General features: G+C 28.3%; 13 protein-coding genes. 3 read left to right on the top strand and 10 right to left on the bottom strand.

The genetic code is table 11. The features are described 5' to 3' along the window. Positions 1–39: 39 nt before the first annotated feature. The 9 genes from rpsI to QIA46_RS01695 are packed head-to-tail and all read right to left on the bottom strand — an operon-like array spanning position 40 to position 8912. Positions 40–450, bottom strand: coding sequence for a 30S ribosomal protein S9 (rpsI, locus tag QIA46_RS01655; RefSeq protein ID WP_317268207.1), 411 nt, complete (start codon positions 448–450; stop codon positions 40–42). A 1-nt stretch (position 451) separates the two neighbouring features. Next, positions 452–910: a 50S ribosomal protein L13 gene (gene rplM, locus QIA46_RS01660; RefSeq protein ID WP_301341495.1), complete on the bottom strand. Its 459-nt coding sequence runs from the start codon at positions 908–910 to the stop codon at positions 452–454. A 51-nt stretch (positions 911–961) separates the two neighbouring features. Then, positions 962–1771: a hypothetical protein gene (locus QIA46_RS01665; protein WP_317268208.1), complete on the bottom strand. Its 810-nt coding sequence runs from the start codon at positions 1769–1771 to the stop codon at positions 962–964. Further along, positions 1764–3221 (bottom strand): Asp-tRNA(Asn)/Glu-tRNA(Gln) amidotransferase subunit GatB, encoded by a 1458-nt coding sequence (gene gatB, locus QIA46_RS01670; RefSeq protein WP_317268209.1) that lies wholly within the window; start codon positions 3219–3221, stop codon positions 1764–1766. The genes QIA46_RS01665 and gatB overlap by 8 nt, the downstream gene beginning before the upstream one ends. Continuing rightward, positions 3211–4656 carry an Asp-tRNA(Asn)/Glu-tRNA(Gln) amidotransferase subunit GatA gene (gene gatA, locus QIA46_RS01675; RefSeq protein WP_317268210.1) on the bottom strand — a complete coding sequence of 482 codons (1446 nt, stop codon included), beginning with the start codon at positions 4654–4656 and terminating at the stop codon, positions 3211–3213. The genes gatB and gatA overlap by 11 nt, the downstream gene beginning before the upstream one ends. A 10-nt stretch (positions 4657–4666) precedes the next feature. Further along, positions 4667–4942, bottom strand: coding sequence for an Asp-tRNA(Asn)/Glu-tRNA(Gln) amidotransferase subunit GatC (gene gatC / locus QIA46_RS01680; RefSeq protein ID WP_317268211.1), 276 nt, complete (start codon positions 4940–4942; stop codon positions 4667–4669). A 9-nt stretch (positions 4943–4951) separates the two neighbouring features. Further along, positions 4952–7048 (bottom strand): ATP-dependent helicase, encoded by a 2097-nt coding sequence (locus tag QIA46_RS01685; RefSeq protein WP_317260175.1) that lies wholly within the window; start codon positions 7046–7048, stop codon positions 4952–4954. Between the two features lie 2 nt (positions 7049–7050). Further along, the gene (locus tag QIA46_RS01690) at positions 7051–8250 is read right to left on the bottom strand and encodes a BB_0345 family helix-turn-helix protein (RefSeq protein WP_317268212.1); all 1200 of its coding nucleotides are present in this window, start codon (positions 8248–8250) and stop codon (positions 7051–7053) included. Positions 8251–8261: 11 nt separating this feature from the next. Next, a complete protein-coding gene (locus tag QIA46_RS01695) occupies positions 8262–8912 on the bottom strand; it encodes a LolA family protein (protein WP_317268213.1) in 651 nt (216 codons plus the stop codon). A gap of 195 nt (positions 8913–9107) precedes the next feature. Here QIA46_RS01695 and QIA46_RS01700 point away from each other — a divergent pair, with 195 nt between their 5' ends. From QIA46_RS01700 to amrB, 3 genes are all read left to right on the top strand, one after another. Next, positions 9108–10526 carry an NFACT family protein gene (locus QIA46_RS01700; protein WP_317268214.1) on the top strand — a complete coding sequence of 473 codons (1419 nt, stop codon included), beginning with the start codon at positions 9108–9110 and terminating at the stop codon, positions 10524–10526. Positions 10527–10623: 97 nt separating this feature from the next. Then, on the top strand, positions 10624–12057 hold the full coding sequence (pyk, locus tag QIA46_RS01705; protein WP_316256125.1) for a pyruvate kinase: 1434 nt from the start codon (positions 10624–10626) through the stop codon (positions 12055–12057). Between the two features lie 17 nt (positions 12058–12074). Continuing rightward, positions 12075–12815, top strand: coding sequence for an AmmeMemoRadiSam system protein B (gene amrB / locus QIA46_RS01710; RefSeq protein WP_317268562.1), 741 nt, complete (start codon positions 12075–12077; stop codon positions 12813–12815). 18 nt (positions 12816–12833) lie between these two features. On the opposite strand, the gene rpmB is transcribed toward amrB, so the two are convergent. Then, positions 12834–13112, bottom strand: coding sequence for a 50S ribosomal protein L28 (rpmB, locus tag QIA46_RS01715; RefSeq protein ID WP_317268215.1), 279 nt, complete (start codon positions 13110–13112; stop codon positions 12834–12836). Positions 13113–13120 lie beyond the last annotated feature (8 nt).

Genomic DNA, 13120 nt, shown 5'->3' on the forward strand with positions numbered 1-13120 from the left:
TTTAATTAAATAAAAATGTAAAATGTATAAAAAATAAAATTATCTTTTAGAGAATTGGAAACTTTTTCGTGCTTTTTTCTGTCCAAATTTTTTACGCTCAACCTTCCTTGAATCTCTTGTTAAAAACCCATTAGATCTCAAAATCATCTTATTAGATTCATCAAGTTCAAAAAGAGCTCTTGAAATGCCGTGCCTTATTGCCCCTGATTGACCTGAAATCCCTCCCCCATAAACATTAATATAAAGATCATATTTTCCAAGTGTATTTGTCAAAACTAAAGGCGATAGAGCCATTGTTCTTAAATTTTCAAGTTGGATGTAAGAGTCAAAGTCTCTATTATTTACTTTGATACTACCACTGCCCTCTCTAATGTAAACTCTAGCAACAGAAGATTTCCTCCTACCAGTTCCCATTGATAAATTAACATTGCTAAAATTTGATTTTTTCATTTTACCTCTCTAAATTAGCTTCCAGCTTTATAGGATTTTGAGCTTTAAGAGTATGCTCTGAACCAGGAAAGACTTTTAAATTTCTAAAAAGATCACGCCCCAAAGGACCTTTTGGCAACATACCCTTAATAGCAATCTCAAGAGGTGCACAAGGCTTTCTCTCTGACAATGTTCTAAAAGTATCAGAATAAAGACCTCCGGGATATCTTGAATGCCTATAATAAAGTTTTTGTTGATATTTTTTCCCCGTAAGCCTAACCTTAGAAGCATTAATAATAATAACATTGTCACCTAAGTCTTGATGGGGAGTATAATAAGCTTTATGTTTACCTCTTAAAATTTTAACAACATCCACAGCAACTTTACCTAAAATTCTATCTGCTGCATCAATTAAATACCATTTTTTTTCAACAGTCTTTGGCTTAATCCAAATCGTAACATTATTGGTTATTTTATTCATAATAGCGCATTACCCTTACTATAATTTTATGCATAAATCTCATTCATTGTATTATTTGCAAGGCTCACTGTCAAGCCCATCAATAAACTTATTTTTAAGAGCAAAACAAATTTTTTTAAAATTATCCAGATCTCCTTTAGAAAATTTCAAAGGAATAATAGATGGAATGCTAAAATTTGGACTAATTAAATACCCAAATTTGAGAAATTCATTAAAAATTTCAGTATGATAACAAGCATCATAAAGCGGAAACATATACCTATCAGTTACTCTAAACAAAGATGTAGCAAAAGAATTAAAATCAACATCGATATTTTTCCTATAAAATAAAAGCTTGCTTAATGTATGTCTAGCTAAAGATAAAGTCACAGCATCAAAATTATCTTTAAATTCTATTTTTCTAGAAAGGTTATCCATAACAACAATGCTAACAGACATAAAATCAGGCAAAGGAATATTGAAAATCATAGGATACTTAATATTCCTAAATCCTACTCTAAACTCATATATTCCATCTTCTTTTTCCCAAGGCATAAAAAATTTATTTTTACCAGTTAAAGATAATAAAAATTCTTTTGCATCTTCTTCTAGCCTAAAAATATAAACAGACCCAGCCTCTTTAAAAAAGGTAAATACCAAATTGACAAATTGATTTTTAAAAACAGAAGGATAAGGAGATATCAAGCCTCTTGACATAGTTTGTTTAAAAAGTCGATTTAAGCCTTGAACTCTATAACCTAAAAAATTTTTCCCACCATTTAAATATAAATCCAAATATCTCTTACCATGAATATCATAAAGATAAAAAAATCTTGCCCTTTTAATCACTGGCAAATTGTCTATTAAAGGTAAATCATACATTTGACAAACTTTCTAAAAGAATTTCATTTGCAAGTATAGGATTAATCTTTCCTGAAGATTTTTTCATTATTTGCCCCATCATAAATTTGATAGCATGATCTTTACCCTTTTTGTAAAGTTCAATTGATTTAGGATTTTCATCTAAAACTTCAAGCACAATCTGTTTAATAACAAATTTATCATTTACTTGCTCTAATTGATTTTCACTTATAACAACAGAAGCAGAAACTCCCCTAGTAATCATCTCTGAAAACACCCTTTTTGCCATTTTGCCACTTATTTTGCCAGCAATAATAAATTCAACAAGCTCTGTAATATAGTTTGGAAGTAAATTAAATTCAAGAACACTAATTCCTTTATCATTAAGAACACTTAAAACTTCAGACAATATCCAATTGGCTACTTTTTTAGGATCATTTGCATTAATAACAGCCTCTTCAAAGTATTTAAGCAGGTGCTTATCTGCTGTTAAAGTGATAACATCAAAATCACTTAGCCCATATTGGTCTTTAAGCCTGACTCTTGCAGCAAATGGAAGTTCAATTAACTTTAAATTTTTAATATTATCAATATAAGTATCATCAATCTCTATTAAAGGTAGATCGGGTTCTTGGAAATAGCGATAATCAGATACTGTCTCTTTATTTCTTTGAATAACTGTTGCCCCACTCTTATCATCAAATCCTCTAGTGTGCTTACCACAACTATCAAGGGTTTTCCTAAATTGAACCCACTCCTGTTGCTGCCTTAATTCTTCATATTCAATGGCAGCTTTAATGGACTTAAAAGAATTTAAATTCTTTATTTCAGCTATAGGAGTTTTATATTCAAAATCATCCTCTTTAACAATTAAATTAACATTTACATCACATCTAAAAGAGCCATTCTCCATATTACATTCGGACAAATCAAGATACCTAAAAATTTCTCTTAAAGAACTTAGAAAAGCAACTGCCTCGTCCCCACTGCTAATATCTGGAGCAGAAACAATCTCAAGCAAAGGAGCACCCGAACGATTAAAATCAACATAACTTTGATTCTCACTATCCAACAAATGCAGACTCTTGCCAGAATCTTCTTCCATATGAATTCTAATAATATTAATCTTTTTAGGTCCAGAAGAAGTTTCAATTAATAAGCTTCCCCCCTCACAAATTGGCTTATCATTTTGCGAGATTTGATATCCTTTTGGCAAATCTGGATAATAATAATGCTTTCTATCAAATTTAACAATATTTCTAATTTTTGAATTTGTGGCATGCCCTGCTAAAATTGCACTATTAATAAGCTCTACATTCACACTTGGCAATGAACCAGGAAGCCCAAGGCAAATTGGACAAACACGAGAATTGGGAACTCCTCCAAACTCATTCTTACATCCACAAAAAGCCTTGGTTTTCAAACCTAACTGAATATGAATTTCTAATCCAATAACTAATTTATATTTCATTCAATCCTAATTCCCTAATCACATTTTTTGAAAAACTTAAAAGTTCAAAATCTTTCTTGCTGCGCCCAATAATTTGCATTCCGATCGACAATCCTTCCTCATCCTTAGAATACGGAAGCGAAATAGCTGGAGCTCCAATAAGATTTGCAATCACAGTACAAATGTCTGAATAATACATTTTAACAGGATCATCAAAATCCAAGCCGACCTTAAAAGGTTTAACAAAGCTTGTTGGAGTAATAATAAAATCACAACTTTCAAAAAGCTTGTTAAATTTAGGAATAATCAAATTTTGAAGAATTTCACAAGCCTTTGAATAATATTTAACATCATACCCTTCTGATAATAAATAATTTCCAAGAACAATCCGCCTTTTAACTTCTTCTGATAAAAAATTGCTCCTATGTTTAAAATAAAAATCATTAAGACTCAAGCTTTCAGAGATTCTATTTCCGTAACAAAGCGCAGTATAACGAGCAAGATTGGAGGACGCCTCAACAGGAGAAATTGTATAATAAATCGATAAAATAAAATTAATCTCTTCTATTGAAACTTCTTTTATATTAACACCTTTTGATAAAAGGTCTAATTTAAATTTGGCAAAACTACTTGCAACATTTTTATCCATTAGATCCTCGCCAAGTTCTTTGATTATAACTAAATTTTTACCTTGCAACGACTCAATTTTTAAAGGATAAAAATCATCAAAGATATCTACGCTAGTAGAATCCATTTTATCAAATCCACAAGTATGCTTTAAAATTAAAGCAATATCTTCAATAGAATGAGAAAAAAATCCTATTTGGTCAAAAGAAGAAGCATAAGATGCAAGCCCATAACGAGAAAGACCTCCATAAGAAGGCTTGAAGCCCAGAATTCCTGAAAAAGATGCAGGAAGCCTGACAGAACCTCCAGTATCACTACCAAGCGAAAAAGGCGCTTGAAAAGCTGCAACTACAGCTGCAGAACCCCCGGAACTACCACCTATGACATATTCTCTATTTAAAGGGTTTAAGGTTGCACCATAACAAGAAAATTCACCGGTAGAACCCATGGCAAATTCATCCATATTGGTTCTACCAATTAAAATTGCTCCTTTCTTCTTAAGCCTTTTAATTACAGTCGCATCATAAGGAGAAATATAGCCTTTTAAAATCTCAGAAGCGCAAGTTAAAGATTTATCTTGAATTGAAATATTATCTTTAACCGCAATAAGCATGCCAATTAAAGGCAAATCTTCTAATTCACAATTTTTTAAACAATCGTCATACTTTTTTGCAATCTCTAAAGAATCATCAAAAAATTCAATATATCCATTGATATCTTTATTTAATTCATAATTATTTTTATAAGCAAGCAAAATATCATAAATTTTACATTTTCTAGTTAAAACTAATTCTTGAATTTTGGTTAAAGTTAAATTGCTTAAGTCCAATACCTTATCCTTATTCTAATATTTTAGGAGATGAAAAATATCCATCTAAAAACGAATTACTAAGCTTTTTAATTGATTCAATAGAAAGAGAAAATCTTACTTTATCCTCTCGCAACGTAGAAATCTTTTTCTTATCTGTATCAAAATTAATTTTGACCTCAAAATTTGAAATTTCATTAACTAATTTAATAACTTTCTCAAATTTTGAAATAAATTTATCTTCACTCTCCCTACTAAGTGTCACTAAGCTTAATTTCAAACTATTTTCTAAATGTATATCTTTCAAAATAAACCCCTAAACTTTGATAATTTTTTTAATATACTCAGGACTCAAAATAGCTTTCTTACCATTTCTCAAACTAATCTTAACAAACTGCAAGTTGCTTTGGTACCAGCTATCAACAACTATTCCCTTTTCTCCATTATAAATTATATAGTCTCCAATATTAAATCTAATATCTCTTTTGTTGTCAATAAAAAAATTATTAAAATTCTCTTTTAAATACTCAGGAATAAAAGTAATGTCATAAGAGTTTTTATCAATATCTTGGAAAAAAACGGAGGGCAAAGTGCCTTTATAAGAACCCCTAAAAGCTCGCCTTAAATTTAAGGTAACAATAAGATCTGATTTAGCTCTTGTGATTGCAACATAAAAAAGCCTTCTCTCCTCTTCAAGCCTATCTTCTGTTAATTCTTCAATTTCAGCAGGCAAAAGACCTTTCTCAAGCCCAGAAATCACAACTCTGTCAAATTCAAGCCCCTTAACACCATGAATTGAAGACAAAAGTATATTGGACTTAAAATCTCCAGAAATCAAAGGAGAAAGTGAAGAATTTTCTAAAAAAATAGCAAGACCTTCAAATGTGCCTGAATATTCAATTCCACTATTAACAAGTTCATCAATATTTCTTAATTTTTCGTCCTTATCAAATTTTTTATAATAATCTAAAAGGCCAAACTTAATTACAACATCCTCAATAAAAGCAGATAAATTAATATAATTATCTTCAAAAAGTTTTTTGCCCAGTTCATCATAAACATTTAAAAACAATAAAAGAGACTCTTTGGCTCTATTTTTAAGCAAACTTAAAGTCTTTTTACTTGCAGAAAACAAATTAAAATTAACATCTTCATCATTTAAAGCACTAATTATTTTGTCTAGAGTAGTTTTTCCAATTCCTCTAGAAGGTTTGTTTATCATTCTCAAAAAAGATATTTTATCCCTCTTATTTATAAAAAGCCTAAGCAAACAAATAATATCTTTTATTTCTTCTCTATCATAAAATTTAATTGATCCTAAAACCTTGTATGGGATATTTTTCTTTAAAAAAGATGTTTCAAAATGAAAAGATTGAGAATTAAATCTATAAAGTATTGCTGTCTGAATATCATTGGAAATAAGCAAATTAGAAAAATATTCAGCTTCATCTGAGGTGCTTTGAAAAACTAAAAATTTCATTCTTTTATAAGAACTATTTTGAGTTGTTATTTCTTTCTCGTACCTATTTTTATTTTTTGAAATAACCTGATTTGCAATGCTCACTATATTTGAATTTGAGCGATAATTTTGCACTAAATAAAATTTAATAACATTGCAAAAAGTTTTTTCAAATTCAAGAATATTTTCAATTCTAGCCCCCCTAAAAGAATATATAGACTGATCTTCATCTCCTACGACCATAAAATACATACCATCCAAATAAAGTTCTTTCAAAAATAAAAATTGTGAATAATTTGTATCTTGATATTCATCTACAAAAATAACTTTAAATCTGGATTGAATAGATTCTTTTAGGGATTTAGACTGCCTCAACATTAAAATAGGCTTAATAATAAGGTCTGAGAAATCAAAAGCATTATTTTTGGCTTTCTCTTCCTCATAAATTTTAATATATTCATGTTCGTTCTTTGTAAATTTAGTAAATTTTTCTAAGAAAAAATTTTCTTTATCTTTTAAAATCAAAGCTGCAATATGTTTTGCCATTTCAAGATTTGGAGCAAGATCAATTTGTTTAATAAATTTAACAACATCATTGGTATCCCAAATTGTAAAATTTGAATCGTAATTTTTGTCAAAATCCTTATAGTAAGCTCTCAAAAGCCAAGACCCAAAAGAATGAAAAGTTTGAATATGAAGTTTTTTGTCAAATTTTAAAAGATCATTTATCCTATCATTCATTTCGTTTGCAGCTTTATTGGTAAAAGTTAAAGCCAAAATTTCATTAGGATCTATATTCATATGTTTGATTAAATACACAATTTTTGCAGTTATAACTCTTGTTTTACCACTTCCGGGTCCTGCCAAAACAAGCATTGGATTTTTACTTTTACTAAAAACAATTTTTTCCTGAGAAGTATTTAAGCTAGAAAAAAATTTTTTTATTTTATCCATTATTAATAAACTTCAGAAACCTTAAGATCAAACCCTGAGGGTGTCTTTACCCAAAAAAATTGAACAGCAAAAATTTCTTTTCCCTGCTCTTTTAAAAAAGAAGTAATATCTCTGTCATTAAGAATAATATTAACATCAGAAAGTCTTGAAAAGAATAGTATCAAAGATTTCTCAAAAGCTAAATTAATAGGAATACCTTTGGATGCAAAAAGAGATTTGCCATAAAGATTGTTTTCATCGGCATATCTAAAAAACGTATCATTTAAAAAATCGATTTTTAAATCAACATTTGAAAGTTTTTGAGAAGAATACAGAGTAAGATAATCGCTACTTGGTAATTTTTCAGTTCCCTTAACATCAAACTGCCAATTTAAAATATTAAACCTACTGTCAATATTAGTTTCAGAAACATATTTAACATTTAAAGCAAAAGACTCTAAACTTATATGAGCTATTTTCAGTTTATCATAATAATAATTTTCATAAATAATTTTGACTCTAATATTATCATCAAGATTTATCTCTTTAAATTCTCCTAAATTTAAAATGTTTTTACTTTTTTTAGATTCATCAACAATAACTAAATCATCGCTAATAAACGATGCTCTATATTTCACAATATCATCACCATATGTTAAAGATAAAAAATCTCCCTCTTTAAGAGAAACATTCCAAAAATTCTTTTTATCAAAAGACACTTCATGAATATTTGAAATTATCTTTTCATCCTGACTAAGCTTGAAAAATTTTTTAAAATAAACTTTCACTTCTCTAAAATAAAAAAACACAAATAATAATAAAAGAACACCAACAATGCCCAAAAAGATTTTCAAAATACTTAAAGATTCTAAACTGAAAAAAAATAATTTTTTGTCTGAAACTTTATTATCACCTAAAAATCCTAAATTTGAAATTTTATCTTCAGATCTAATCCCAATGTAACTATTATTAAGCCTACTTTTATAATCCTTAAAAAGTGTTGATATCAATCTAGAATCAATATCTAAATATTCGCTATAAGTTCTTAAAAACCCTACAGCCAAAACTTCGTTTGGGAAAATTTCAATATTAGAATCTTCAAGAGCTTTAAGATACTTAACAGAAATTTTAATATCATCAGCTACCATTTCAAGAGTCAAATTTTTGCCATTTCTAACTTTTCTCAAATAACTCCCAAATTTAATAAAATCATTTTCTTCCATAGATTTAAACCTTAATTTTTTTTAATATCATATAAAAAATTATCTACCTTATTTGAAGACTTTGGGGGATCATATTTAAATTTGCTATCAAGAATTCCAACATTAAACTTCACGGCGGTTAAATCAATAACTATTTCACGCCCACCACTAGTAGGAAAAGCAGTAATTCTTCTAATTATTCCATCTGGAGCAAAAGCAATAATAAAAGAATTAATAGTAGCAGCCCCCTTGTAAAGCTTTCTAGAAAAGGTTAATTTAATATATTTTCCAGGCTCAGATGAGTCAAGATCTTCTAGATTTGGAGAATTAGTATAAGATACGCTATACTCACTATTTAAAACTTTCATAAGACCTCCCCCACTACTCCCCTTTACTAATTGCTGATTAAAAGAAGTTCCAAGAGATGGAACATAAACAGTCAAAAATTCACCATCGCTTACAAAAACTTGATTATTTGAATCTAGATTAATAATAAACTTGTCTGGAAACTTATAAAGCAAAACACCGGTTTGCTTTAATCCCTTTAAAGTAAAATTAATTGTTGCTTGCATATCCTCTATATTTTGATATTTAGCATAAATTCCTTCAAAATATTGATTTGCAGATATTTGAGCAAACACAGCAACGGGATACAAAACTAATAAAAGTATTGTTTTTATCATTCTATGAACTCTTATTATTAATAAGCTTAAGCTATTAACAAAACTACATTTAAACTATTTATTGCCAATAAACTTTATTTCCATAATACTACATATCATGGAAATAAACTATTATTAATAGTAATAGTTTAATACATAAAATAAAAATTTAAAGCTTAGGTATAAACACCTTGAAAGAATTAGGATTTGATAAAAATGTCTTTGAATTACGCTGAAATAAATACTTTGATTAAAGAAATTCCTTTCACAAACTCTTTAATAACAAAAATAATACAACCGGATTACAAAAACTTAATTTTAGAGCTTTACAATAAGATTGACAATAAAAAATTTAAAATACTAATCTCTTTAAATCCAAGCACTACAAGATTCCATATAACAAAAAAAAATTTCAAAAAGATTTCTTTAAAATTAAGATTTTCTGACTTCTTAAAATCAAAAATTCACAATGGAAAAATTATAAAAGCTTTCCAGATGAAAAATGAAAGAATCATTTCTCTTGAAATTTTTAAAAAGGAAATAACTATCTTATTTATTAAATTGTGGCCATCCTCGCCAAATATAATAGCTACAAACTCAAACTTTAAAATACTAGATGTATATTACAGAAGACCAAAAATAAAAGAAACAACGGGTGAAATCTTTTTAAAAGCTAAAGAAATACATGAAAGCAATAAAATGACTGATAAAAAAATCATGGGCCTGAAAGAAGAATACAATAATGCAAGCTACACATCTTATTCTGAATTTCTTGAAAATTACTACGAATCGCTTAATGATCAAATTAAAAAAACCAATACAAAAGAATTGCTTATTGAAAAATATAAAAAAGAATTAATTGTTTTAGAAAAAAAAATAAACTCTTTAAAACAACAAATCAAACTGATTGAAAACATTGAAAACGAAAAAGAAAAAGGCGAGTTGATTTTATTAAATATTAATAAAATACAAAAAGGGATTAAAGAAATAAGCCTCTTAAATTATAAAGAAGAAAAAATAAAAATATCTCTAAACCAATCATTATCACCAAAAGAAAATGCTATGCAATACTTTAAAGCATATAAAAAAGGCAAAAATTCTTTTCAAACCATACAAAATCAATTAAAAGATAATCTAGATAAATTTAATCTAATTCAATCAAAAATAACAATGTTAAAAGTCGAAAATTTCATCCCAGAAGAAGAATACAATCAAGAAAAAACTGCAATCAAAGAAAAAGAAAAAGCGCCAAAAATAGGCTCGCATTTTACCCATTGCGGATTTGAGATTCTTGTTGGAAGAAACGCAAAAGAAAACGATGAACTCTTAAGACATTGCGTTAAAGGAAATGACTATTGGCTTCACACAAGAGATTGTCCTGGAGCTTATGTTTTTATTAAAAATCAAAAAAATAAAACTCCTAGCCTTGATGTCCTTTTGGCTGCTGGCAATTTATGCGTATTTTACACAAAATTAGCAAAAAAATCGAGAAAGGCAGATCTTTACTACACCCGGGTTAAAAATTTAAGAAGGGTTAAAGGCAAAAAACTGGGCCTTGTAATTCCAAAAGCAGAAAAAAATTTACATATTAAGCTAGATGAAAATCTAATAAAAAAATTAAAAAATCAAATCTAAAGACTACTTATGTCAAAGTAAAGTTTTGAATTTTTTACAAAATATTGTTATTCAAAGACAAAAAGCATAAAATTTATAAAAGTGGAGGAAGAACTTTATGATTTCAAAGTTAACAAAAATTGTAGCAACAATATCTGATCTTAGATGCGAACCAGAACATATAAAAGATTTATACGATGCGGGAGTAAATGTTATAAGACTAAACACTGCTCATCAATCACACGAAGATACAATAAAAGTAATAGACAATGTTAGAAAAATTTCAAATAAAATAGCTCTAATGATTGATACAAAAGGACCAGAAGTTAGAACAGCAAATATTGAAAATCCTATTATTGTAAAAACTGGAGACAAGGTAATCATTTCAACTTCTCCTATTAATGAGCCTAATAACTTTCAAACCAATTATGATGGATTTGTCAAAGAAGTGCCCCAAGGATCTAAGGTGCTAATTGATGACGGTGAGCTTGAAATGACTGTTGTTGATAAATTGCCTGACCAATTAATTTGTGAAATTAAAAACGACGGCCAGATCAAAAATAAAAAATCAATCAATACTCCCGGAATTTCTCTTAAACTACAATCAGTAACCGAAAAAGACAAAGGATTTATTGAGCTTGCGGCAAAATATAATGTGGATTTTATTGCCCATTCGTTTGTAAGACATTCCAAAGACATTCAAGATGTTCAAGAAATTTTAAATGCTTCTGGGAATCCTGATGTAAAAATTATATCCAAAATCGAAAATCAAGAAGGAATTGATAACATTGAAGAAATTGCAAAAGCCTCTTACGGGATAATGGTTGCAAGGGGAGACATGGGGGTTGAAATTCCCGCAGAAGATGTGCCCATTGCTCAACTTAAAATAACACAAACATGCATAAAATATGGAATACCCGTGATTACAGCAACCCAAATGCTTCATACAATGATTGAAAATCCAAGACCTACTAGAGCAGAAGTATCTGACATAGCTAACGCTATTTTAAACGGCACAGACGCAATTATGCTGTCCGGAGAAACTGCCTACGGGAAATATCCAATTGAAGCTGTAAAAATGATGACAAGTATTGCTAAAAAAGTTGAAAAACACAGAAAAATGACCCTATATAAGGATGAACTTTTTTGCGATAAAAACATCACAAGAAACTATATTATCAAATGTGCAATTGATGCCACAAAGCTTATGGACGTAAAAGCAATTATTGTAGATTCTCTAAAGGGCAAAACTGCAAGAATAATGGCAACTTACAGAGCAAGTGCTCCATTATTTATTACAACAAATAGCGAAAGACTGGCAAGAGAATTAGCATTATCTTACGGAGTTTATTCTAATCTTGTAGACAATAATTTTAAAAGAACTACCGAATTTGTAGTAACTTCTCTTAAAATGCTAAAAGAACAAAGTATTGTTAATGACAAAGATACTGTAATAATTATTTCTGGCAATCCAAATAGAAATATTGAAAAAGGAACAGAATTTATGGAAATAAACACAGTAGAAGATGCTATCAAAGGACGAAATATATAAAACAAGTTAGAAACTCTCTGGTTGAAAATATATTTTATTCAAATAAGACAAACGGCTTATCATTTAATTTGGAAGAAAAAAAAACTCACAAAGCCATCCTAACAGGTTATGGAAATTATGAGTTTTTTTTAAAAAATGAATGTTTGTTTAAAAAAATAATATCAAATCAAACTAATAATGTATTTATAATCTCTGAAGCAAAAAGCAATTCTTTAATTAATATATCCAATCACCGTGTGTGGAGAATTTTTAATAAAAATATTAAAGTAAACTTAAAGATATTAAAATTATTAAAAAATTTAAATTTTATTAACATAGATGATAAATTAATCGAAAATGACCATAAAATTGAAATTACATTGAATTTTATTAGCAACATCAAGGAAAATATAAAAATAATTCCAATAATTTTTGGAAAAACTTGCAATAAGCACTTACTAAAATTTTGTGAGTTTTTAAAACCTTTTATAGGCAAAGAAGAAAATTCATTTATTTTGCTATCTTGCTTTATTTCAAGATCTACAAATATAAAAAAAGCCTTAAAGCTTGAAGAAAATTTAAAGCGCATACTTCTTGAAGAAGAATTGACTAACCTTAATCTAATACTAGAAAACTATAAATCAAAAAAAATATTTCCAGAAAACATAAATGCAATCATGACTATTTCAAGCCTTTTTAAAAATTTCGAATTTACAGACTCAAAAATAACATTTAACTCACCAGAATACTTGATATCAAGCAGTATTCTAATAAGATAAAATTGTCAAAATTAAAATTTATAAAAAGTTTTCTATTCTTTTGCAGTTTTTCTTTAAAAAAGCATCAAGTCCAATCTTTGAAATACTTCTTAATGCATTAGCAGAAACTTTGATATTAACACTTCTTCCAAGATTTGGAATAAAAAATTTTTTATTTATTAAATTAACCTTAAAGGTTCTTTTGGTTTTTACTCCAATATGTTGTCCAGCTCCACCTTTTTTCTTGGCAAGCCCCTTCCTTGGAACATTGTTTCCAAACATAGTTTTTTTACCCGTTATTTCACACTTCTTAGCCATTTTTACAC

The organism is Borreliella carolinensis (genome assembly GCF_032595855.2).
In the GTDB taxonomy this organism is placed as follows: domain Bacteria; phylum Spirochaetota; class Spirochaetia; order Borreliales; family Borreliaceae; genus Borreliella; species Borreliella carolinensis.